26 protein-coding genes and 2 pseudogenes are annotated in these 23,553 nt (G+C 46.3%); 1 reads left to right on the top strand and 27 read right to left on the bottom strand.

What is annotated here, in order from left to right; genetic code table 11:
- Window positions 1-131: 131 nt before the first annotated feature.
- Both FPZ45_RS02555 and FPZ45_RS02550 read right to left on the bottom strand, forming a co-directional pair.
- A complete protein-coding gene (locus FPZ45_RS02555; protein WP_144698387.1) occupies window positions 132-1,820 on the bottom strand; it encodes an alpha-keto acid decarboxylase family protein in 1,689 nt (562 codons plus the stop codon).
- 179 nt (window positions 1,821-1,999) lie between these two features.
- Window positions 2,000-2,236, bottom strand: a complete 237-nt coding sequence (locus tag FPZ45_RS02550) for a hypothetical protein (protein WP_144698035.1) — start codon at window positions 2,234-2,236, stop codon at window positions 2,000-2,002.
- A 387-nt stretch (window positions 2,237-2,623) separates the two neighbouring features.
- On the opposite strand from FPZ45_RS02550, the gene FPZ45_RS02545 reads away from it, so the two are divergent.
- Window positions 2,624-3,670 carry an ACT domain-containing protein gene (locus tag FPZ45_RS02545; RefSeq protein WP_144698033.1) on the top strand — a complete coding sequence of 349 codons (1,047 nt, stop codon included), beginning with the start codon at window positions 2,624-2,626 and terminating at the stop codon, window positions 3,668-3,670.
- Window positions 3,671-3,686: 16 nt separating this feature from the next.
- Here the strand turns inward: FPZ45_RS02545 and FPZ45_RS02540 are convergent, their stop codons facing one another.
- The 25 genes and pseudogenes from FPZ45_RS02540 to FPZ45_RS02425 all read right to left on the bottom strand — a co-directional run bounded on the left by FPZ45_RS02540 (window position 3,687) and on the right by FPZ45_RS02425 (window position 23,539).
- The gene (locus FPZ45_RS02540; protein ID WP_144698031.1) at window positions 3,687-4,280 is read right to left on the bottom strand and encodes a YdeI/OmpD-associated family protein; all 594 of its coding nucleotides are present in this window, start codon (window positions 4,278-4,280) and stop codon (window positions 3,687-3,689) included.
- Between the two features lie 440 nt (window positions 4,281-4,720).
- Window positions 4,721-4,831, bottom strand: a pseudogene (locus FPZ45_RS25985) (sporulation initiation factor Spo0A C-terminal domain-containing protein); the annotation flags it as partial.
- Window positions 4,832-5,130: 299 nt separating this feature from the next.
- The gene (locus FPZ45_RS02525) at window positions 5,131-5,952 is read right to left on the bottom strand and encodes a hypothetical protein (RefSeq protein ID WP_144698029.1); all 822 of its coding nucleotides are present in this window, start codon (window positions 5,950-5,952) and stop codon (window positions 5,131-5,133) included.
- A 41-nt stretch (window positions 5,953-5,993) separates the two neighbouring features.
- Window positions 5,994-6,374, bottom strand: coding sequence for a hypothetical protein (locus FPZ45_RS02520; protein WP_144698027.1), 381 nt, complete (start codon window positions 6,372-6,374; stop codon window positions 5,994-5,996).
- Window positions 6,375-7,044: 670 nt separating this feature from the next.
- Window positions 7,045-7,251, bottom strand: a pseudogene (locus FPZ45_RS02515) (hypothetical protein); the annotation flags it as partial.
- Between the two features lie 75 nt (window positions 7,252-7,326).
- Window positions 7,327-7,464, bottom strand: a complete 138-nt coding sequence (locus tag FPZ45_RS25185) for a hypothetical protein (RefSeq protein WP_186438189.1) — start codon at window positions 7,462-7,464, stop codon at window positions 7,327-7,329.
- A 30-nt stretch (window positions 7,465-7,494) separates the two neighbouring features.
- A complete protein-coding gene (locus FPZ45_RS02510) occupies window positions 7,495-7,857 on the bottom strand; it encodes a hypothetical protein (RefSeq protein WP_246120291.1) in 363 nt (120 codons plus the stop codon).
- Between the two features lie 395 nt (window positions 7,858-8,252).
- Window positions 8,253-8,708 (bottom strand): hypothetical protein, encoded by a 456-nt coding sequence (locus tag FPZ45_RS02505; RefSeq protein ID WP_144698022.1) that lies wholly within the window; start codon window positions 8,706-8,708, stop codon window positions 8,253-8,255.
- A gap of 27 nt (window positions 8,709-8,735) precedes the next feature.
- On the bottom strand, window positions 8,736-8,945 hold the full coding sequence (locus FPZ45_RS02500) for a hypothetical protein (protein WP_144698020.1): 210 nt from the start codon (window positions 8,943-8,945) through the stop codon (window positions 8,736-8,738).
- A 33-nt stretch (window positions 8,946-8,978) separates the two neighbouring features.
- On the bottom strand, window positions 8,979-9,119 hold the full coding sequence (locus tag FPZ45_RS25180) for a hypothetical protein (RefSeq protein ID WP_186438188.1): 141 nt from the start codon (window positions 9,117-9,119) through the stop codon (window positions 8,979-8,981).
- A 62-nt stretch (window positions 9,120-9,181) separates the two neighbouring features.
- Window positions 9,182-9,460: a hypothetical protein gene (locus FPZ45_RS02495; protein ID WP_144698018.1), complete on the bottom strand. Its 279-nt coding sequence runs from the start codon at window positions 9,458-9,460 to the stop codon at window positions 9,182-9,184.
- A 30-nt stretch (window positions 9,461-9,490) separates the two neighbouring features.
- Window positions 9,491-9,724 (bottom strand): hypothetical protein, encoded by a 234-nt coding sequence (locus tag FPZ45_RS02490; RefSeq protein WP_144698016.1) that lies wholly within the window; start codon window positions 9,722-9,724, stop codon window positions 9,491-9,493.
- A gap of 1,003 nt (window positions 9,725-10,727) precedes the next feature.
- Window positions 10,728-11,534, bottom strand: a complete 807-nt coding sequence (spo0A, locus tag FPZ45_RS02485) for a sporulation transcription factor Spo0A (protein ID WP_144698014.1) — start codon at window positions 11,532-11,534, stop codon at window positions 10,728-10,730.
- A gap of 235 nt (window positions 11,535-11,769) precedes the next feature.
- The gene (spoIVB, locus tag FPZ45_RS02480; RefSeq protein ID WP_144698012.1) at window positions 11,770-13,098 is read right to left on the bottom strand and encodes a SpoIVB peptidase; all 1,329 of its coding nucleotides are present in this window, start codon (window positions 13,096-13,098) and stop codon (window positions 11,770-11,772) included.
- A 125-nt stretch (window positions 13,099-13,223) separates the two neighbouring features.
- Window positions 13,224-14,909 (bottom strand): DNA repair protein RecN, encoded by a 1,686-nt coding sequence (gene recN / locus FPZ45_RS02475; protein ID WP_144698010.1) that lies wholly within the window; start codon window positions 14,907-14,909, stop codon window positions 13,224-13,226.
- A gap of 30 nt (window positions 14,910-14,939) precedes the next feature.
- Complete coding sequence (gene ahrC / locus FPZ45_RS02470) at window positions 14,940-15,389, bottom strand: transcriptional regulator AhrC/ArgR (RefSeq protein ID WP_144698008.1); 450 nt, start codon at window positions 15,387-15,389, stop codon at window positions 14,940-14,942.
- Window positions 15,389-15,853: a hypothetical protein gene (locus tag FPZ45_RS02465; RefSeq protein ID WP_144698006.1), complete on the bottom strand. Its 465-nt coding sequence runs from the start codon at window positions 15,851-15,853 to the stop codon at window positions 15,389-15,391. The genes ahrC and FPZ45_RS02465 overlap by 1 nt, the downstream gene beginning before the upstream one ends.
- Window positions 15,854-16,311: 458 nt before the next feature.
- Complete coding sequence (locus FPZ45_RS02460) at window positions 16,312-17,166, bottom strand: TlyA family RNA methyltransferase (protein ID WP_144698004.1); 855 nt, start codon at window positions 17,164-17,166, stop codon at window positions 16,312-16,314.
- Window positions 17,166-19,061 (bottom strand): 1-deoxy-D-xylulose-5-phosphate synthase, encoded by a 1,896-nt coding sequence (dxs, locus tag FPZ45_RS02455; protein ID WP_144698002.1) that lies wholly within the window; start codon window positions 19,059-19,061, stop codon window positions 17,166-17,168. Before dxs ends, FPZ45_RS02460 begins: the two co-directional genes overlap by 1 nt.
- A gap of 193 nt (window positions 19,062-19,254) precedes the next feature.
- Window positions 19,255-20,166 (bottom strand): polyprenyl synthetase family protein, encoded by a 912-nt coding sequence (locus tag FPZ45_RS02450; protein ID WP_425456934.1) that lies wholly within the window; start codon window positions 20,164-20,166, stop codon window positions 19,255-19,257.
- A gap of 36 nt (window positions 20,167-20,202) precedes the next feature.
- Window positions 20,203-20,487, bottom strand: coding sequence for an exodeoxyribonuclease VII small subunit (gene xseB, locus FPZ45_RS02445; protein ID WP_144697998.1), 285 nt, complete (start codon window positions 20,485-20,487; stop codon window positions 20,203-20,205).
- A complete protein-coding gene (gene xseA, locus FPZ45_RS02440) occupies window positions 20,480-21,841 on the bottom strand; it encodes an exodeoxyribonuclease VII large subunit (RefSeq protein ID WP_144697996.1) in 1,362 nt (453 codons plus the stop codon). Before xseA ends, xseB begins: the two co-directional genes overlap by 8 nt.
- 15 nt (window positions 21,842-21,856) lie before the next feature.
- Window positions 21,857-22,708 (bottom strand): bifunctional methylenetetrahydrofolate dehydrogenase/methenyltetrahydrofolate cyclohydrolase FolD, encoded by an 852-nt coding sequence (folD, locus tag FPZ45_RS02435; RefSeq protein ID WP_144697995.1) that lies wholly within the window; start codon window positions 22,706-22,708, stop codon window positions 21,857-21,859.
- Window positions 22,705-23,166, bottom strand: a complete 462-nt coding sequence (gene nusB, locus FPZ45_RS02430) for a transcription antitermination factor NusB (RefSeq protein WP_144697993.1) — start codon at window positions 23,164-23,166, stop codon at window positions 22,705-22,707. The genes folD and nusB overlap by 4 nt, the downstream gene beginning before the upstream one ends.
- A 142-nt stretch (window positions 23,167-23,308) precedes the next feature.
- Window positions 23,309-23,539 (bottom strand): DUF2273 domain-containing protein, encoded by a 231-nt coding sequence (locus FPZ45_RS02425; RefSeq protein ID WP_144697991.1) that lies wholly within the window; start codon window positions 23,537-23,539, stop codon window positions 23,309-23,311.
- Window positions 23,540-23,553: the final 14 nt, after the last annotated feature.

Here is a 23,553-nt window from a genome sequence, read left to right as displayed (position 1 = left end):
CCCCTCGAATTAATAACAACCATTTCTCAACTATAACAGAAATTATAGTTTAAACCTTAAAGGCTCCTAAATTTTTTGGGAGAATATGAAAGACGCACTCCGATGGAGCGCGTCTTCTGGAGGAAGCTTGGTTATCCCTGCAATCGTTCCTGTTCTTCCAAATGCTTGCGAAGCCGGAGCAAATATTCCGGCGCATCCAGTGGATCCGTAACGATCAGCTCGATGATGCACAACCGGCTTATTTGTGCTTGTTCCGCCGCGGCTATCGCTTCATCGAGTTCCCGGTTCGTGCGTACCCGTGCCGTGAACGCCTGCCCGCCGAACGCTTCGGCTAACCGCGTATACTGCCAATCGGGAATCTGATTGTATTGCTGATCGGACGTTTTGACGTTCAAATACTTCTCGATCGTGTATCCCCTATTATTCAGGATAAACACGATCGGTCGGCAGCCGTTATTCAGCATCGTGCTGATCTCTTGCACCGTCAGTTGGAGAGAACCGTCTCCCGTAAACAGCACCACGCGCCTCTCCGGAGCAGCGATGCAAGCCCCTAGAGCGGCCGGGGTAGCATAACCGATGCTTTGCCAGCCTTGTTGGGAAATATAGTCGGCTCCCGCCGGCAAGTGCATCTGAGACATGCCATACGCCAGCGTTCCGGTCTCGACCACGACGATATCTTTGTCCTTCAGCATGCGCTGAAACCGCGGGTAATACGATGCCGCGCGGATCGGATGATCCAGCTCTCCAGTTAGAGAGTCGTAAGGGTGAGAAATTTGCGGAATCGCTCCACTTCGAGCCCAACCGGATGCATTTAATGCAGCTATCAGATCCGCCGCCATGACATTTTCGTACTTCGTTTCGCCAACCTTGACGAATTCCGGCTGAATATCGACAAGGCGAAGACGGTCAAGCTTCGCCGTTTCGTTCGCGGAATTGATGTCCGTCCAGATCATCCCCACCGCAATAACGCAATCCGCGCTTTCCACGATGTTTCTAACTTGCTCGCTGCCGAACGCGCCGCCGTATACTCCGATGTAATTTGGATGTCGTTCGTCAAAGCTGCTTTTACCTAGAAGAAGCGAGGCAGCCGGCAAGTTCAAGCGCAGCGCTAATTGGTGAACAGCATCTCGGAGCCCATAACGAAGCGTCAGCATATCCGACAAAAGCACCGCATGATTCGATCCGGCAAGCAGTCCACGAATATGTTGAAGAGCCGCCTCAAGGGCGGATTTGCTTGTCCCGCATGGTGTCTCCAACGGGGTCGCGCATCTGACGATCGGTTTGGTAACCAGGTCGATCGCAACCATCAGATATACTGGCTTGCGTTTTTGCTTGGCTAAGCGAATCGCCGTCGGGATTTCCATTTCGGCATTCTCCGGAGTCAAGATCGCCGTATATGCGCATAGATGCGTATACATCTTGCGGAACACATCAAAATCGCCGTTCAGCAGCGTGTGATGCATAAGCTTATGTGCCTGTTGATCCGTCGATTTCGGTGCGCCAACGATGTGCACGAGCGGCACATATTCGCTATTCGCGCCAGCGATGGTATTGCACGCGCTCATCTCGCCGACTCCGAAAGTCGTAATAAGCGCGGACATACCCTGGAGTCTTGCGTAGCCGTCGGCGGCATATCCCGCTCCCAGCTCGTTCCGTCCGTTAACGAAACGGATTCCCTCGTATCGTTCCAACGTATCCAACAGGCTAAAGTTGTAATCCCCCGGTATGCCGAATATTTCACTTATGCCTTCCGCTTTCAAGCAATCGAATAAATATTGTCCCAACGTAGGTGAAGAAGCGGGCGTCGGTGTCGACGTCATCTTCCGATCCTTCTGATTGGTCAGCAATGTCAAAGATTTACCTTCCTCCTTTTATTACGTTCATTAAACCTGTATCATCCACTCTAAATTTCCCAGATTAGCTTCTTTGCATTCCCTGCGTCTTCAAAACAAAAAACCGTCCTTCTTCGAAGAAACGGCTTTTCGTACGTTAAACAACCTCATTTCGGAACAAGCAAATAATGACCCTGACGAATCGCAAGATACATTTCGCGGTAATTGTTCGCTTCGTCTTGAGCTTGCTCGAGTTCCGTGCTTGTCTGTTGGAGCTTGGCGTTTAATCTATGGATTTCCTGAAGCAACTGCTCATTCTCGGCAATTCTTAGCTGGTATGCAGCCATTAAATTGAAGTTTTCTTTCTCGTTTATATAACGTACCTTTTTCGCTGAACTGACCATATACCCAAACCTCTTTCTTTTTGAGCATCTCGCTAATATATTGGTTAATTATAACTATTCGTGAGTGCTTCGGGTTTTGAGGGGGTATCTTAGAAAAAATATTGCAAAAAGTGTCGTTAGGTACTCATAAATAACGGACATGGACGCCGCTAATGGGAGCAAATTTATCCATTTGGATTCTAACGGACACTATCGCAGTTATTTTGTGATCATGCTCGCTTTTGGCGGTTTTCAGAGCGATTAAGCGCTGTAACGACCGTTAAATAACAAAATCAGCTGTTTTCGGCATATTAGCCTCCCGTGTGACCGTTAGCGTAGCTAATGTTGCATCAAATATAAGTTTAAAACCGTCTAATGAATAGAAATGAAGAATAGGAGGAGGATTATTTGCGTACAAAACTAATCGTTTATTTGCTAATTGCGTTATTCCTTGTTGGCTGCAGCAATAATCATGACCGGAAAGAAATAAGTCCTCCGAAATTAACTGAAGATTCGAATTCTAACAACCCGACTGATATCCGATTAATGCTTCACGAAATAGATTATCCCTTAGACGGAATACAAAATAATCATATCGCTTTGTATTATCTCCCAAGTGGTGAAGATGACGAACACAAATTAGAGTTAGTCGTTGACGATCACATCGTAGAATTACCTGATGACTTTCTTTATTGGGATATTTACGCCTATGCATCTAAGCCGACTATTCAAATTATTGAAAATTCCAACGGGAACAATTATATAGCCGTATATGCAGGATATGCGAGCGTCGGCCGGACCGACAGTTATTATCAAGTTCATTTGTTTACATACAAAGATAACCAAATCATTGAGATATGGAACGATAATGAGCTTCTGCTCGAAAACGAAAACGGAAGAATCTATTCAACGTTTGATCATCATTTTGTGCAAATCAACATCCCGAAGTATAGCTTGTCTGAAACCATTCATTACGAGCAATATAAACCGAAGGATTTTATTGAATATAGTAAAATCGTGCAATTAATCGTTTCCGATCCTAAGGAAGCGAAGAAATTATTGACCGATAATCATCCATTCCGTACGAATCGTATCGAACGATTCGGCATTATGGATTATGATAACGACGGCAACGACGAAATGTTCTTCACGCAGGATATCGATTATGACCCATCCCGCAGTTATCTGACCACGTTATTTTTATTAGTAGAACCTAGGGGAGAGCATCTGACGATCAAAAAGGCCTTCACGGCTCCCAAGAATACGATTGAAGGCCAAATATTACAACAACTAATATCTAACGGCCAGTTCGATATGTCGGGTCCAAACGACACCCTTTCCTTTTGGCTCGATCACGGCGATGTTACTCACGATGATGTTGATGAAGCCTTATCAAGAATGTTGAAGAATGATTTGATAATCAAGGATAACGACTTGTACTTCATTAAAATTTAAAAATCAAAACTAAAAGTTAATCGTTCAAGCCCTTTCCATCGAGGATTTGCTGCATATATTTCTCGACCCTTGACTCTCGAGTTTTGGATTGTTTGGGTTGAGCGAAATAAAGCAGGTATGCTCTTTGCCGCCCCGGCGTCAATGTTTCGAAAGCAGCTTTCAAGGCAGGGTTTTCATCTAATTTATTTTGAAATTCCTCGGGAACCTTGAATTCTTCGCTCTTCTTAAATTCCACTTCTAAACCGGCTTTTTCGACTTCAATGGCTTCGCGAATATAGGCTTTCAATATGGATTCCATCTCGACTATTTCTTGAACATTGGTGAACCGAATCTGACGCGCCGCCTGCACATTCTCCGTTTGTTGGATTAGAATGCCATAAGGATCGGGCAATAAAGCACCTTTGTGAAACAGTAGCGCGCAATATTCTTTAAATCCATGAATGATAACGATGTTTTTGTTCTGATACGTGTAACATGGATGCATCCACTTAAAATCCTCGGTCAGCTCGCAGTCAAGAACGATACTTCTTAATTTCTCATATTCTTCCTTCCACTTTTTAGCTTTTCTTAGAAACCCATCAACCTTGGGATTCAATTTACTGTTCGTCATTAAGGAACTCCCCCAAATTTAAAAATTCTATCTCAGTTTCCGCTTCTTATTTCTAATAAAATCAATAACCAAAAACAATATCGTAATAAAGAAAGCCTGTAATAATGTTTTGAATAGGATGATTCTCTTTCACTACAATCCTTTCATAATTGAGAAATACAACCATAACAAAAAAAACGGGACGAGACATGCTATTGTTATTAGCAAGACAAAGACCTTTGTTTTTAGGTTTTTAGGCATTGGTGAATTCCTCTTTTCGTTGCAGACGATATATAACTATACTATATCTAACATATTTTAGTTGCGTTTACCTACCTTTAGCTGAATAAAGTTATTCAACTTGAAATGAAAAATGGCGGCCAATTTGGTCGCCATTTTTATTATAAACTTCATTCTTTTAATAGATTTTCTATACGCCAAGCCGCCTAACTCACCTTATGCTAAATCCTTAGCTTGTCCGCGACCATCGCGATGAACTCGCTATTCGTCGGCTTCGATTTAGCGATGTTGATCGTGTAGCCGAACAAATGCGAAATAGAGTCGATATTGCCGAAGCCTTACGCATCAAGGGTTTTGAGGGTTTTCACTAATATTCAAACGATATCTTTATCGGAATAAGAAATCGTTGCAATTGCGAAAAAGATTCTGCGTTTTTATCGGAACTTCCAAAAGATTCGATTGAATATCAAATAGAAGAGAAAGAAACTTTTGAGGTATTTACTGACGAGGATGTCTTAAAGCTTCAATCCGCGCCTAATCGGAGAGTGTACACAGGACGGCTTTATTCAATCCGCTACATCTCCTAGGTTAATGGCAAAACAAAAAAGACACCCCGAAGGATGATATGATGTCATTGTTCATCTAATTTATTAAGCAGATAGTCAAATAAAATCATACACTTAATTGAGTTTATTCTGTTTCCATATTTGATATCTATTCCATGTAAAATGGCGTTTCTAGATAAACTACTTGCCCTTTTCTTATTTAATGTGAAACCCGTATATAGAATAGTTTCGAAATAAATATCAAGTACTTTATCAATACTAAATTTACCTTTATCAATTAGTCCTTTTACAAGTTTTAAGATGTCCTTCTGGTTAACTCTCCCTTTATGCTTCTTACCTCTAATAAGAACTCCTTCAATCTGTGGAATGATTGTTGCAACTGATAAGAAATACTTTCTGCTTGTATGTGCAAAATGTATTTCATCAAGGATTTTTGAACGACTCTTATTGATATAAGTACTTCTTTTCCAGTTGGCGAACATAATATTGATTTGATTTCTATTAAATTCTTTACCGATTAAGTCATTTAAATATTTCTTGGCTTCCCCTTTCCCTTTTTGTTCATATACTTCAACCAAACTATTAATTTGATTGAAGTCAAAACCGTAATAAGGAGGAAATTCTAAGTCAATTAATATTAACTTATATTTTTGAAGGCTATTCTCAAGCCTTGGAATAGCTTCTTCAATCCAAGTGGTATCTACTACTAAAGGTGCAAGTGATTTGCTAATCTGTTCGCCTATGAATGCAACTTCTAATCCTATTTTTCTTGCAGATTCACTATATTCATCAGTTACCTGTTTTACTGCAGCAAAGAGTGGTTCATAAGTTTTACCAATACTTATTGCTAGCTCTCTGATAAGCTTCCTTAGATCATCAATCTCCATAACCATCACCCCGTGATGAAAGACAACAAAATAATTGTAATCTATTCAATAAAGCCTTTATATTTATCATACATTCTCTGATACTCATCTTTCTTCTGAAGGTAATCTTCTCCCGACATTAAGCCACTATTTTTTAGCTTATCAATTTTATCTATTTCAATAATGATTCTCGAAATTTCATATTCAGCTTCATGAATTTCTTTTATTTTTTTTGACTCTGCACTTTTCCAGTTGAAATAATAGATCCAAAACGGAACAATTGCAAAAAATGCAAGTATCGAAACAAATATATTATAATTTACGAGTCTCGGGAGAAATAAAATGAGTGCAGTAAGAAATATTCCAATTAGACGTTTATTAGAAAGTTTTGAACCATAATCATTAGACAAATCAAGTAATTTTTTGCTTGGTGTGAAATTCATAATTTCCTCCTCGAATGAGATCAATAAATAATTCTCAAACATTAATCCACCATTTTCCATAATAGTATCATTAACGACAAACTAGGTCTAGAGGATTATCAATTCACTCTAAATGTGGCAAATTCATAATAAATCCATCAAAAAAACATGGAGGATGATCAACAAAATGAGCATTGATTTCCCTTGCATTAAATGAGGTAATGAAGAATACGAAAATGTAACGACAGAAAAGAATGAGCGTATCATGGTTTGCAATAATGTGGTGAAAAGTACATGACCGCCTCAGCAATCCGCGAATGGGAAAAAACAGATGATTGGAAAAGTCGAAATGAATAGTTTGCCACAGATAAAAAAGAAACCGTAATCGACGGTTTACCTACAATCATCATAGATGGCGAGAAATACTACTCAAAAGAAACCATGCAAAAACTCACGAATCCACCATCAGACTAAACAACGTGCTGCCAGGAATACCCGTAGATAATACTGTTCACACATCCCAAACTAATGCCATACTTATTTGCAATCATCTCCACAAAATCTTTTCTTCTTTCTTCCCAATCTTCAAAACGCTGACGGATTGCCTTGATATCGTCTTCCGTTAACCTAGACATTGGATGTTTTGACCCTATCTTAGATTTGGCCATCTCTGCTCTAACTTCATTCGTGTACCACAGCCAACAGTATGATTAATAGGAATATCCATATACTTTCTTTCAATCTCATATGTATCGAGATCAATGAAATCAACTTCGCCATTTACCATTGTTTCAAAGTCATCAACAACAATGCATCTATCTAGATCGATATCATATGGTTCACTCGCAGATTGAGTAAGAGCAAGATAAGCCAAGAACTTGTTTATATTGGCTCCACCGTATTGGGAACCAACTGCCATATCTTCATAAAAGCTCAGTAAAAACATATCCCTTTGAAATGAAAATTTTTAAAGTCATTCGTCTAGCATCTGCTCAAGGTCAGTAATTTCATTTCTTAGCCAAGTCTCCTCGTGACCGTCTCCAAGTTTCTCAACTTTTGATACCAACTCCTGAAGAATTCTAATCAAAATTCCTTTTGCTTCTTCATTCATCAAATATTCCCCTTCCATTGAAACAACTATTTAATGCTCACCGTAAACCTCATAATTCGGCATACTATCCAATATATTAGTCCAACGCAATCCAGACACCTCAGGCATTAATTGATTAAATAAGCCCCAGTTAAGAATATGAACATTGCATAAATCATGATGGGGAACAGTTTGAAGACTCATAGAATTAAATGCAGGTTTGTGGGCATAAATCAAAAGTCTTTCTGCCAAGTCTATTTCTTGTAACCAAATGTCATTTGATGGCGTAACACTTCCGGCCAATCTTCCTACATGAATTTTTATGTCTCCATAATTATTTGTATTATCCCACTTCTCTTGAAGAATTCTTTTACCAAATGTTTGACCTCCTGTTTTACCAATATAAAGCAGCACATCCTTGCCGTAAACTGGATGGGTGCCATATACTTGATATACACCTTTCTCTGTTTTATTATCTGTAAGGCTATTGATCTGATCTAATGAGTATGGGCCATCCCAATCTATGTGGATTATTAGCTGCTGTTGAGTAATAGAACTTTCCTCCTCATGAAGTACTATTTTATCGGATTCTAAACCCTCAGTACTTTCTTCATGGAAACTGCGTCTATATTAAACAACTGCTCTCTCCCAACTCACGTTTTAGATTCTCTAAATGAGCTTCATAGTAAATGTCATCGCCCATTAGATCAACGCCTCCTGTGTGGTTTGGATAATGGATTTCATTTCAATGTGTCTAATAACGCGTTCAACATGTATATTAAATCTGAACAATGTCCAACACCCATTATTCAGGGTTCATTTGCTATTTTATTGTACTTTTCTATATTGAATTGGTTCAAAATATCGTAATAACTAATCAGATGGCCTGGCACAAGATCTCTGGCATACCTATAAGCATTCATTTCACCCTCAAGAATGAATTCAATTGTCGCATCTTCAACAAGTATTTCTCTATATAACTTCCTGTTCGGGTTTGCAATGTAATCAAGATGGTGTCCTATTTCGTGATAAACTGCTATTTCAAAGAACTCCTCTAATGAAAGATGTGCCAATTCAGGAATTTGACTCTTATTAGGTTCATACATTGGTAAATTATATGCTATGAGTTTTTCTTTCAAGTTATAACCCATAAACATTGTGGCCTTCTCATAGTAGTCAATATCAAGTTCTATTAGAGGCAGACCTGTATGGCAATGAACTAACGTTTTCATTCTTTCTAGGAATAGTCCATTCAACGATTCCACCTTGTTTTCCCCCATGAAACCAATCCGTTATTTTACCTCTTTAAGAACCCATCTCCAGTACTCTTCTCCATCCGGTTTGTAAAACCATTTCTTTACATACTTTTCTCTGCAATCGAGACAGCTCATTGTAACGTTTTCTCTTGTCCTATTCCAATCATCCATTTCATAAACTTCACGATATGTCCCTACTCCACAAGGACACGGCTTCTCTTTATCGTAGATTACATCCCAAGACATAAACTAATCGCTCCTTGAAAAGAATTTTTTGGATTATTGCTCTTCAAGTACATTCATGACCTTCTTAACATCAGCAGCTTCACCAATTTCTAATTCATCTTTGAGATTGTATACAGATCTGCAAACAACACCGGCAATTTTTATATTGCCACCTTGATTTAAAACATCTTTCATAACTGTGCCATGCATCTCTACTTTGGAGTCTTTAAGCCCGTCTCCCAATCAAATGGATTTTTTTATCGTCTTAGCGCATTGACTTTCATATAAACAATCATTGGGAACCAAAATATCATGTACATCAAATATAACACTGCCTTTAATCTCTTTTCTCCAAGTATGTTGTGCAGATTATATAATTGATCATAAAGGTTATTTCTAGCCTGTAAATACTCTTTTTCCTCCGGATCATTTTCATCAATATCTTCGTGAAATTCGTTGACTAATTCTTTGTATTTATGATGAGCATATAACAACCCAATGAACAGATATATTGCAAGTGTGATTGATGCTGTCATATATTCACCCTTCCTCTTGAAACCAATCTTTTATTCGGTGCTGTTGCTTTTAAAACGCTGTAATTTCTCTTGTTCTCTTCGTACCAATTCTTCACTTACATTATCTAAATCGCTATCAGGAATTTCGTGTTCATTTATGAATGCCTCATGCTGTAATCTCCAATATTTTTCTCGAATCTTTCTAATCTCTTGATTTTGAATGCGACTTAATTCTTCTTGGTTCAATACCTCTTTAAATTGGTCTTCATAGCTTAAATAGTCCATTTTAAATGCAACCTCCATTTATTATCAGTGTTTTATCTTGAGGTCTTTATGACCTTCTCGTATGATAGTCTCCTTTGTTTCCTTATATGCATCTAAATGAATCGGTAGCTTTTCGTTCCAATTAACTCGAAATTCAGAATCGTCGTTTAATGTTTCATACAGTTTATCCAACGATTCAGAAGCTCGCTTTGAAATAACAAACGATCCTTAGGCTGCAAACTTCCTTACCTCATCATACGCTGTGGAATGTTGCAATCGAAGCCTGTCCCACGTTTCATCACTCAAGTTTATTGTTTGCTCGTGCTGCTGCCTTACATGTTGCTCTTGAATGTAAATTAATGTGGTAAGCTTTCTACCAACTTTGAGTATTTTGTAGCTTTTGTTTCCCACCATTTATTCGAATAAAACTGCTTTCGAGCAATCCAAATGGTTATTACAGCTACCAAAAAGGATGGGATAAAAGTTGTGAGCACTTTGATTACATTGTCAATAGAAAACAGTTCCGTCATAAATCACCTCATGAAACCCACTGTTTTATTTGTTATTCTTGTCCTCAACCAACTTAACTCTATACATCACGCCACCATTCCAGCTAACAATGTCTTCTCCACAGTGACATTGTTCATCGTCTTTGTCCCTCATAATAGCGCGAATTTTCCTTACTTCCCACCGTCTTCCACAAGAACATTCATATAAGTAGTAGCTACCGTTGCTCATGTTAACCCTCAATTAATATTAGATTTTCATAAAAATCGATCATTTTATTATCTTATTAATATTGATCTAATCATATTTGAAAGGCTTTATGGAACATTCATTATCGCATGTTTTAATCCACTATCTTAGTTATAACTCTACCAAGAATTAGTTCTTATTTCCACACAAAAGGGACTCTCTCGTAAAAGAGAATCCCTTTTGTGATTGTTAACCCTGCGAAGGATAACCGATAAATTTTCCTTTTGGCAATTATCCTTGGTACCCGCTATTCCTTACACCAAGCCACCTAACTCACCTTATGCTCAATCCGAAGCTTGTCCGCGACCATCGCAATGAACTCGCTATTCGTTGGCTTCGATTTCGCGATGTTGATCGTGTAACCGAACAAATGCGAAATGGAGTCGATATTGCCGCGCGTCCAGGCGACTTCAATCGCATGGCGAATGGCGCGTTCGACGCGAGATGGCGTCGTTTTGAACTTCTCGGCGATCGCTGGATACAGCGTCTTCGTGATCGCGCCGAGTATTTCAATGTTGTTGTATACCATCGTAATCGCTTCACGCAAATACTGATACCCTTTAATATGCGCGGGTACGCCGATTTCGTGGATGATGCTCGTGATATTCGCGTCGAGATTTTTCGGTTTGCCGATCTGGACGACGTTCGAACGGTTGCTGCTTGGCATTGCCGACGACGTGACGGAAGCAGACGGGTTGCCCGCCAGTTGGCGGATTCGGTTCGCCAGAACATCCATATCGAACGGTTTGAGTATGTAGTAAGACGCGCCTAGTTGCACCGCACGCTGTGTAATGTTCTCTTGTCCGAAAGCCGTGAGCATAATGATTTTGGGCATAGGAGACAGATTCATATCCCGCAGTTTTTCCAGGACGCCAAGACCGTCCAGATGCGGCATAATAATATCAAGGATCATGACATCCGGCACTCGTTGTGTTTCTTCTAGCTGACGGATGACCTCTTCTCCGTTGTACGCGACTCCGATGACCGTCATATCATCCTGCTCTTGGATGTACTCAGATAACAAATTCGTAAATTCTCGGTTGTCGTCTGCTAAAAACACTTCAATACGTGGCAATGTCTGGTCCTCCCTTTCTCATATGCGAGAATGTATTAATGAAAAACGCTCACCGTTTCTCTGTTTATCCATTTTCGACATGGCCCTGGCGTATTCCTTCTCCAAAATTAATTTTTTTCTTTATTTATTTTAGAAAATCGAATATAATAAATAATTTACGCCACAACACGTCAAATCATGATTTGTTTCGTATATTTTCGACAAATGTCTTCTCGGCATAACGAAATCTAAGGCGTCAAACCGCCTTAGACATCGTTTGTTCCGGATTAAGCATAATACCCGCGTCTTGAAGCATCCACTCGATAAAGCACCCGTAACCCGAAGAAGGATCGTTGACGAACACATGAGTAACGGCGCCGACCAACTTTCCGTTCTGGATAATCGGACTTCCGCTCATGCCTTGTACAATTCCGCCTGTGCGTTCAAGCAGCGCGGGATCGGTGATCTTGATGACCATTCCCTTCGTTGCGGGGGACAATTGTTTGGTCACGTGGACGATCTCGATATTGAATCGCTCGACCTTCTGTTTATCGACGACTGTAAGAATTTGCGCAGGCCCTTCCTTCACTTCCTCGGCAAATGCGACCGAGATCGGTTCGGGATGATACGCATGATCCGGCAGTTGCTTCATTTTTCCAAAAATACCGAACGGAGTATTGCGCTCAACATTCCCCAGCGTGCGACCTTCTTTCAGAAAATGCGCCCTTTTCTCGCCCGGTTCTCCGCTCTGGCTTTTATTGATGGATGATACGCTCGATTGCAGAATTTCGCCGCTTCCGACGACGATCGGCGTCTGGGTATCCATATCTGTGATCACGTGCCCCAGCGCTCCATAAACGCCCTGATCCGGCGCATAGAACGTTAAGGTGCCTACACCCGCTGCCGAATCACGGATATAAAGACCTAACCTCCAGGCTTTGTCCTCTTCGTCATAAGCGGGTGTAATCATCGTTTTGAATCTTTCTTTTCCTCTTTGCACCAGCAGTTTCATTGGCATGCCGTTACGACCTGCAGTTTCCGAATAAGCCGCGATCTTGGAAATATCGTTGCAGGGTTCGCCGTTAATCTCCACGATCAGATCGCCTAACCGAAGCTTGGCTGATTCACCAGGAGATATCCGTTCATTATTTTTGGTTTTGACCAGATGATGACCGACAACCATGATTCCCGCCGCTTTGACTTTTACGCCGATCGTTTGGCCTCCGGGAATGACTCGCAAGTCCGGAATCACTTGAAGCCGAACCGTTTTGAATGGAATTTTGCCGAAAAGCTTGAGCTTGAGATTCGTTACGCCGCTTGAGATCGGCTGGATGGATAAAGGATGTCTTAGATCGACATGAACGGATGCATCATTGCTGCCATTGATGGCCGCGACGCGCGGGTTCAAACTGACTTGAGCATGCACCGGCATCGCATAATGTAAGGATACCGCCTGTCCCTGAAACAATCGTACCCGGTTTGGAAACTCGGCAAAATGTTGAAAAGGCGCAGAGCAAACGGCTATGATCAGCATAAGAACAACGACGAGACCTATTCGACGTTTTCTGGAGTGTTTCTGGTACAAGTTCTCACGCTCCCCTACAGTCTGAATCGGCGTTTCATTCCGCCGATAACGTACCTATAAGGTAACCGTGCCATGCCTCTTTTATGTTCTCAAAAAGCTTCCTTTCGGGCGATTTTTTCGCGTCGTTACGCGTTTTTTCGCACTTGCGCCAAACTAAGCATTTCTTGTGCGTGGTGGCGTGTTTTTTCCGTAACTTCCACGCCCCCGAGCATTCTGGCAAGTTCGTCGACCCGCTGCTCCGCCGTAAGCTCCGTTACAGTCGTTTGCGTACGGTCTTGCGCCGTGACTTGCTTGTAGATTTCATATTGATGGTCCGCCATGCAGGCGACTTGCGGGAGATGGGTAATCGCGAACACTTGGCAATGCCGCGACAGCAAGCTAAGCTTCTCGGCGATCGCCTGGGCTGCCCGACCGCTGACGCCGGTGTCGACTTCATCGAATACGAGCACGGGAATTTCATCGATTCGCGCGAATATCGCTTTAAGCGCTAGCATGACTCGAGACATTTCGCCGCCGGATGCGATCTTGGCCAACGGTTTGGGCGGTTCCCCGGGATTCGTGGAAAGGACGAATTCCGCTGTATCGCATCCCATGCTCGTCAATTCCGACGTGCCGAGCTTCACCTCGAAGATAGAACGCTCCATTTGTAATGCGGTAAGCTCTTCCTCGATCTGCCGAGCAAGATTCCTGGAAGCCTTTTTCCGAATTGCCGAGAGCTTATCCGCCCTAACCTGCAATTCGTTGCGAAGCAACGCCTCACGTTCCGTCAGTTCCTTGAGCAATTCGTCGCGATTGTCGAGCTGCTCGGTCTCCGTCTGAATACGGTCTCGGTATTCCAAAATATCTTCGATCGTCTCGCCGTATTTGCGTTTTAAGCTGTGCAACACGTCCAAGCGCTGCTCGATTTCCGCGAGGCGCTGAGGGTTGAACTCGATATTTTCCTTATAATCGCGAAGCTGATAAGCGCCGTCTTCGGCCGCATAATACGCGGATTGCAGTTGTTCTACGAGTGGCTGCAACAAAGCGGGATCGAATTTGACGACATCCTGAAGGCGAGTCAGAGCGCGAGATATCGCGCCCAAGCCTTTAGAACCATATAAGAGCTCGTACGCTTCCGTTACGGAATCGGACAGCTTCTCGGCATGGGTTAGTTTACGCCTTTCGTCGGCCAGGGATTCATCTTCACCGGGCTTTAGACGCGCCTCTCCGATCTCCTCCAGTTGAAAACGGTACAAATCGAGCATCTGCATGCCTTGTCTCGATTTATCTTCCAGTTCCCGCCGTTCGCGGCTCACGTCTTGGTATTCCTGAAAAAGTTTACGATAAGATTTCTTCTCTTCCAGAATGTCATCTCCAGCGAACATATCCAGCCATTCCAAATGCTTCTCGGTTCTTAGCAGCGATTGATGCTCATGCTGTCCATGAATGTTGACGAGATGCTCTCCTACTTCTTTAAGCATCGTTAATGTGACATTCTGGCCGTTGATTTTGGCAGCGGATTTCCCTTGCGCATGCAATTCCCGGCGAATTAGCAGCGTTTCCTCGGAATCCGCGACAATGCCTAGCCGATTCAGCGTCTCCCAGACAGGATGGCCGTTCGGCAGATCAAAGACAGCTTCGATATCCGCTTTGTCGCAGCCGTGACGAATCATCTCCGCGAACCCGCGGCCGCCGGCCGCCAATGTCAGAGCATCAATGACGATCGATTTGCCTGCTCCCGTCTCGCCGGTAAGCACATGAAATCCGTGATGAAAATGAACGGATACGTTCTCGATTACAGCCAAGTTATGAATGGATAATTCCCGAAGCATGATTCGCCTCCTTGAATTCGGCAGAAATGATTACTTCATAATATCGTTGATTCTTTTCAGTACATCCTCGCCGTGGCTTTTCGACCGGCTTATAATGAGCGTTGTATCGTCTCCGCCAATCGTTCCGATAATTTCCGGCCAATCCATGCCATCGATCAACGCGGCTATCGTCCCCGCCGTGCCAGGCAAACATTTCAAAACGACGAGATTCTCAGCGGATTCCGCCCCCAAATAATGATCAAGCAACGCTCTCTTTAGCTTGTGAGCCGGGTTATAACGCTGATCTTGCGGCATCGAATATTTATATCGTCCATCCTCCAGCGGGACTTTGATCAGTTGCATTTCCTTAATGTCGCGCGATACTGTCGCTTGCGTCACTTGCATGCCTTCCAGACTCAGCGCTTCCACGAGTTCTTCTTGCGTTTCGATTTCCCCTCCGCCGATCAACTCGCGGATTTTGCGTTGACGTTGTCCTTTCATTACTGGCCATCCTCCACTTTGAATCGTACTGTTTTGATTTGTCGTTCCTGAGAATGCACGATCACGATTCCTTCGCAATCTGGGAACAACAGCGCATAAGCTAGAAGCCTTTCCCTCAGCCCGCTTGCCGTCCATTCCATCGGCTGTCTGGAGCGTTCAAGCTTCACTAAATAATATTTATCTTCCTTGACGGCCAAATAATCGAAATAAAGTCGGGTCGGCATCGTCGGACCGTCATCGATGACTACTCCGAGAGGGATCCGATGTTTCCCAGACAGCACTTCGTATCCTTGCTCGCGCAAAGACAGAACGTTGTCATCCTCATCGACTCCTCCGGCTAGGGCCAGCTTGCGCAATCTCGAGCCGGGGGGCTCGTGCAGCCACCGGTCAAACCGCCTGACAACCCACCAACCCATCAAGCTCGCCGCAGCAAGCATGATAATCCAATCGCCGATACTATCCATGTCGGACCTCCCAGAATGTTCGCTGACGGAGACATATGCGGGTTGGACTGGATGTGATGACGCTCTTTTTCTTTTCGAGATCGGTGGCCGATTATCCTCTTTGGCGAACGGAAACGTATACATTCATTGACTACGTGATTAACGATGCTTTTTATCGTATTTCTTCCCGATAAACACTTCTCGAGACTGAAGTACGATGTTTTCCATCGCTAATCATACCGAGGGTAAAGCAACAGTGGTGTTACGCCTCTAATAGCAATGTTTTTCATCGTATTTGCCCCAACAAGCGCCCCACCAGACATAAGTACGATGTTTCTCATCGCTATTCGTCTCAGGTGCGAACAGTAGCGATGTTAAGCCGTATGAACAAGGGAACACCCGAAGCACGCCAATACGCCCGGTTCCTCCGGCCGTTCTTCGGCAGCTCCGGGTGTTCCGGATAAACATTATAAATCGAATCAGGAAGGCGTGCGACGGAAAGCGGAGCCTGCTTCTTCAACGACCTTGCGGATCATCCCGTTTAGCTCGTCCTCCGTAAGTTCAGGCAACGGAGTTCCGGACGGGGGAAGCTGCCAATAGGCCAGAAATTCGATATTTCCTTCTCCTCCAGTAATCGGAGAATAAGTTAAGCCTTTAAGCTCGAAACCAAGCTCGTTCGCCGTCGTCAATACTTCTCTCAATACGCTGGCGTGAACCGCCGGGTCGCGAATGACGCCTGACTTACCTACTTGATCTTTCCCTGCTTCGAACTGTGGTTTGATCAATGCGATCGTCGTACCGTCAGTGGCCAATATGCCAGCAAGCGTCGGCAAAATCAACTTAAGCGATATGAACGATACATCGATCGTCGCGAACCCTGGCGCAGGGCCGTCCAATTGTTCCGGCTGCATATGCCTGAAATTCGTTCGCTCAAGCACCTGTACACGCTCGTCCTGACGCAGTGACCAATCCAACTGATTATAACCGACATCCACGGCATATACGTGCGAAGCGCCATTCTGCAAGGCGCAATCCGTAAATCCTCCGGTGGAAGCGCCGATGTCGAGCATTACCGCGCCTTGCAAATCCAAATGAAAATGCTTGATCGCCTTCTCCAGCTTTAAGCCGCCCCGGCTGACGTAGGGGTGAACGGCCCCTTTAACGGTAATCGCCGCATCCCTGGGCACTTTCGTTCCCGCTTTGTCCACGCGTTCGGAGCCGATGAGCACCAAACCCGCCATGATTGCGGCTTTTGCTTTCTCGCGGCTTTCGAAATAGCCTTGCTCAAGCAATAGCAAATCCAATCGTTCTTTCGCCGTCGTCGTTTTTTCCATTAGGTTGCCCTTTGCCTTGTGCGTACTTGAAGCGATGCCAGCTGTTTGGCGATCCCTTCGGCGGTTAATCCGACTTCCGCCCTCTGTTCTTTAATCGTCGCGTGTTCCACGTAGATGTCCGGAACTCCGGCAAGATGCACTGAGGCGGGTTGAACTCCCTGCATCGCATAGAACTCGAGAACGGAGCTGCCGAACCCGCCCAATACCGATCCTTCTTCTACGATCATCAAAGGAATCCGTTCCTTGGCCAACGCAAGCAGCATCTGCTTATCTAGAGGCTTGATGAAGCGAGCGTTAATGACGCGAATATTGATTCCTTCACGTTTGAGCAGTTCAGCCGCTTCTTCGGCGACCTGCACCATCGGACCGATCGCGAGCACGGCGGCATAATCGCCTTCGCGGACCGTCTCCCAAGTACCGATCTCGATCGGATTCATCTGCTCGTCGATACTGACCCCAGTGCCAGCTATGCGGGGATAACGTACGGCGATCGGTCCGCCATCGTAATCAACGGCGGTTCGCAGCATGTTCCGCAATTCGTTCTCGTCCTTCGGCATCATGATCACCATGTTGGGAATGTGTCTTAGAAAAGGGATATCGTAGACGCCTTGATGGGTTTCGCCGTCGGCACCGACAAAGCCGGCTCGGTCGATTGCGAAAACGACGTTCAGATTCTGCCTGCAGATATCGTGGACGACTTGATCGTACGCCCGTTGCAAGAAGGTCGAATACACCGCGAACACGGGTTTCATTCCTTCCATCGCCAGCGCGGCCGACATCGTGGCCGCATGCTGCTCCGCGATCCCAACGTCGAACATCCGATCCGGGAACTTCTCCGCGAATTTCAGCAAGCCCGATCCGCCCGGCATTGCGGGCGTAACCGCTACGATCCGCTTATCTTGTTCCGCCAGTTCGATCAGCGTGTTGCCGAATACTTCCGTGTACATCGGCGGGCCGACCGGCTTGACGACTTGGCCGGATTCGATCTTATACGAACCCGTAACTCCGTGCCACTTATGCGAATCGGCTTCCGCCGGAGAATAACCTTTTCCTTTGACGGTCATTACGTGCACAAGCACAGGACCTTCCAAGCTGTCAGCCTGTTTGAAAGCTTCCAGAAGCTTGCCGATATCATGGCCGTCTACTGGGCCAAGATACTTCAACCCGAATTCCTCGAATAGCATTCCTTCGGGCGCGATCAAGTACTTCAGGCTGTCTTTTACCCGATCCGCCGTCCGGGCAAGCTTCCCGCCAATCGCCGGAACTTTACGCAGAAGCCAATCCAATTCATCCTTTGCCTTGCGATAGATCTTCTCTGTTCTTACCTTGCCCAGATAGTTATGAAGAGCTCCTACGTTCGGAGCGATAGACATCTCGTTATCGTTGAGCACGACCATTAATTTGCGTTTTTCGTGGCCGATGTGATTTAAGGCTTCAAGCGCCATACCGCCCGTAAGAGCGCCGTCGCCGATGACGGCAACGACCTTGTTGCTGTCGCCTTTCAAATCGCGTGCCAAAGCCATCCCTATCGCCGCGGACAGAGACGTGCTGCTATGGCCTGCTTCCCATACGTCGTGCTCGCTTTCGTTGCGTTTAACGAATCCGCACAGCCCGTCTTTCTGGCGCAGGGTGTCGAACCGATCCTGGCGGCCTGTCAGCATCTTATGCACATAAGCTTGATGGCCCACGTCGAAGATAAACTTGTCCTGTGGGCTGTTATATAAATAATGAAGCGCTAGCGTTAACTCCACGACACCGAGATTCGGTGCCAGATGGCCTCCGGTAACGGACAATTTCCCAATGAGAAAATGTCGGATTTCTTCGGCCAGCTGAGGGAGCTCGGACAGCGATAGTTTTTTTAAGTCGGTCGGACTGTCGATTCGCTCGAGCAGCAAATGATGTTCCCCGCTTTCCCCACGATGATATTACCGTTATTATACCATATCCTCAAAACAATGCCCAAATTCCCGCTGCGTGCCGACAACTTTTACATCGTACGTTCAATAAAAAACCTCATGCGCGAGTTGTCGCGAAGCGCGGCAATCACGAATGAGGCGATGACTTCGACGTTGGTCCCGGTGTGCCGGGTCAATGGTCCCGGTTAATTAAATAATCGGCGATCTCGAGCAATCGCTGTGGACTGGCTAGCCCCGCCTGAAGCAAAGCATCTCCGGCTTCTTTCGTCAACTGGGAGACGCGCCTGCGGCTTTCGTCCAGTCCGAGCAGGAATGGATAAGTCACCTTCTCTTGCCGTTCGTCGCTCTTGACTGGTTTGCCGAGCTTGTCCGCGGACCCCGTCAGGTCGAGAATATCGTCCTGGATCTGAAAAGCAAGGCCGACATTGCGTCCGAAAAGTCCCAACGCCTCGAGCTGGCGCTCGTCCGCTTCCGCGGCGTGACCGCCGGCTCTGAGCGAGAAAGCGATGAGGTCGCTCGTCTTATGCAGATGAATACGTTCAAGCTGTTCCAGCGAGGTGATGCCTTGTTCGCCAAGCATGTCGTCGACTTGTCCTCCGACCATTCCCGTCAGTCCGGCAAAGCGGGACAACTCTTCGATGACCGCTAGCACGCGAGCGGCGGGGACGCCGGTTTTCGCCGCTTGCGTGACGATATGAAATGCATGGGTCAGCAAGCCATCCCCGGCCAATATCGCCATCGCGTCTCCGAACACTTTATGGTTCGTCGGACGGCCGCGACGATAATCGTCGTTATCCATTGCCGGCAGATCGTCGTGAACGAGCGAATAGGTATGGATCATCTCGACGGCGCAAGCGAAGTCCAACGCCTTCTCAGACGTCTCCTCCTCGCCCGTGACCGCTTCCGCTGCAGCAAGAACCAAGATCGGACGAATCCGCTTGCCTCCCGCGAGCAAAGAATAATCCATCGCTTCCCTCAGCTTGTCCGGAATCAACCAATCGGACGGAAATACCGTACGAAGAGCAGTTTCCACCCGATTCCGACAATTGTGCAAATAAGTATGTATTCCCATCGAAGTCGTCACATGTATACCCCTTTGCATTTCGAAGCTTAGCTTAGGTTACGCTTCTTCTTTTCCCGCCGCGAACGGTTTGCGCTGCAGGCCGGCTTCGCCTTCCACAAGCGTTTCGATGCGGCGTTCCACCTGTTCCAGCTTCTGGCCGCATAGTCTGGACAAGGACATTCCTTCTTGAAAAAGCTCGATGGCCGTTTCCAGCGGAACGTCTCCGCTTTCCAGCCTCGACACGATTGATTCCAGCTTCTCCATCGCCGACTCGAAAGTCGGTTCCGTCGTCTCTTCGTTAATAGAAGATTGATCCGCCCCGCCCGTAACGTTTTTAGCCATTTGTCCGCTCCTCCTCTTGAATTCCCCAGATTTGGCAATCCAATTTGCCGTCCGATAGCCGAATATGGATCAAATCGCCCGGTTGCACTTCTTTGATCGAACGGATCAGCTTCTTCTCGTTCTCGTCGTACGCCAAGCTGTAACCGCGTCCCATTACTTTGAGCGGACTGAGCGCATCCAAATGCCTGACGAGAGACGAGAACCGGCTTTGGCTGTCTCGCAAGATGCCGTTCATCGCTAATTCCAAACCTCTCGCCGCCGTCTCCATTCGCTTGCGGGCATAGACCGTTTGCTGCTTCGGGTTCACCGCCTGCAATCTGCCGCTTAGACGGGAGAATCGCTCTTGCGCTTTGGCCTGCTCGCCCTTCATTTGGTATTGCAGCGTTTCCCTAAGCCGGTCGAGACGTTCCGCCTGAGCGAGAAGACTTCTTCTCGGCTGCGTGAAATACGAGGATCGCGCCGCATGCTGCCAACGCTCTTTCGCTTTGGCTAACAATGCATGCAGCGAGTGCGCCATTTTCCGCTCCAAATACGCAAGCTCCTGCTTCAATTCCCCGATATGCCTGACCGCAAGCTCCGCTGCCGCCGTAGGCGTCGGAGCCCTTAAGTCCGCGGCAAAGTCCGCGATTGTAAAATCCGTCTCGTGCCCAACGGCGGATATGACCGGTATGACCGATGCCCTGATCGCTCTGGCTACGGCCTCCTCGTTAAACGCCCACAGCTCTTCGAGCGAACCTCCGCCTCTTCCGACGATCAACACGTCCGCTTCGCCCAGCGCGTTCATCGCTTGAATCGCTTTAACGATGGATGGAGCGGCTCCCGTGCCTTGCACCGATACCGGATAGAGGAGCACGTGAACGCCGGGGTTCCGACGTTCCAACGTAATCAGAATATCTCTAACCGCTGCCCCGGTCGGCGAAGTAATTACGCCCACTGTACGCGGATACAGGGGGATCTGACGTTTCAGTTCCGCGCGAAACAGCCCTTCGCCCTCAAGCTTCCTCTTCAGTTGCTCGAATGCGAGATACAAGCTGCCGATCCCGTCCGGCTGCATCGCAGTAGCGTAAAACTGATATTGCCCGTCCCGTTCGTAGACGGATATACCCCCGCGGGCCAGCACCTTCATTCCGTCCTTGGGAGCGAACGGCAGTCGTTGATTGTATGAGGCAAACATAATGCATTTTAATCTTGCGCCCTCGTCCTTCAGCGTAAAATACATATGGCCGCTGGAGTGGAACGTAAAATTGGATATTTCGCCTCGCAGCCAGATGTTCTGGAGTCCGGCGTCGCCTTCGAGCTTCATCTTGATGAGCCGATTGATATCGCGTATGCTTAACGCGCGCGCCGGTTCCATTCGCATGGCTCCTTTCTATCGTGAAGAACGTTTCGCCGCTTTCAGCGTATTCGCCATCAGCATCGTAATCGTCATTGGGCCTACTCCGCCAGGTACGGGCGTCACCCAGCCTGCAACTTCGGAGACTTCGTCGAAATCCACGTCGCCGCACAGCTTACCGTCCGGCAGCCTGTTCACGCCGACATCGATGACGACGGCGCCCGGTTTGACCCATTCCTTCTTGACGAGCTTAGCTACGCCTACTGCAGCAACCAGAATATCCGCTTGTCTAGCCATCTCGGGCAAATTCGGAGTTCGGGAATGGCAGATCGTTACGGTCGCGTTCTCACGCAGCAGCAACATCGAGACCGGTTTGCCGACAATGTTGCTCCGTCCGATGACGACCGCATGTTTGCCAGCCGGATCGTTGCCCGTTCTCTTGAGCAACTCGATGACGCCGGAAGGCGTGCAAGGAAGCAGCGTATCGTCTCCGATCATCAGATTGCCGACGCTCACGGGATGGAATCCGTCCACGTCTTTTTCTACCGCGATCGCGTCGATAATCGCTTTCTCTTCGATATGTTTCGGCAACGGGAGCTGAACGAGAATACCGTGAATCGTAGATAGCCGATTGTATTGATCGATGAGCTTCAGCAATTCGTCCTGCGTCGTCTCTGCGGGCAGTCGGACGACCTCCGAATAGTACCCGAGCTGCTCGCATGCTTTCGCTTTATTACGAACATACACTTGCGAAGCCGGATCCTCGCCGACCAGAATGACGACAAGGCCAGGCGTAATGCCTTCTTGCTTTATTTTCTCAACTTCCTGCTTGAGTTCTTCACGGATTGAATCCGAGATTTTTTTTCCCTCGATTAATTGCGCGCTCATGGCTTCTCACTCTCCTGCGATGGGTTTTCTTCTCTCTCCCGCAGCATTCGCCCCAGAACTCCGTTAACGAATTTTCCGTTCTCTTCCAGACCAAAATGCTTGGCCAGTTCGATCGCTTCGTTGATGACGACCTTAGGCGGAACTTCAGGCAAATACAGCAGTTCATAGGCGGCCAAACGCAAAATTTGGCGGTCAACCCTGGAGAGCCGATCAACTTGCCAGCCTGTCAAATAGATGACAAGGTGCTGGTCGATTTGTTGTTGATGGTCTTGCACTCCTTGCACCAATTCGCGCGTGAATGCGTCGATATGGGCCAATTCGGCCACGTCGGTGCCAATTTCGTTGTCCTGTCGGGCTTCGTCCATCACCATATTGACGGCTTCCAGTCCGGTTACGCCGTTCATCTCGATCTGGTACAAGCTCTGTACCGCAATTTCTCTTGCAAGTCTGCGCTTCATGAGTCCTCCCGAATGTTTCTAGTCGTTGAAGCTTATTGTTGACCGCGATAAAAGCAAAAAAACCCATGAGCATCTTTTCCTTCGCAAACCGCAGAGCCGATTAAGCTCCGCCGTCCTGTCCGGGCAAGAACATTCACAGGGATTATCGCGACCAAGGCCAACGGTCCGTTACCCAATCCGTCAATCTTTCCCACGGAAATAGCGGTCCCCGCCGTTCGTCCTTATGTTTGCCAATCCAATAACCGATGCCAATGAGCAAAGCGAAGAACAGCATATCCCAGAATCCGCTGATCAAATAGATGATGCCGAACAGGAGACCCGCTGCCACACCGGCGATTCTGCCGCCGTAAGCTTCCAACCAGTCTTTCCACATAGGCGGTATTCCCC

It is taken from the genome of Cohnella terricola (assembly GCF_007786475.1).
In the GTDB taxonomy this organism is placed as follows: Bacteria; Bacillota; Bacilli; order Paenibacillales; family Paenibacillaceae; genus Cohnella; species Cohnella terricola.
The sequence above is the reverse complement of the archived record's forward strand: the minus strand, read 5'-3'. Positions and strand labels throughout refer to the sequence as shown.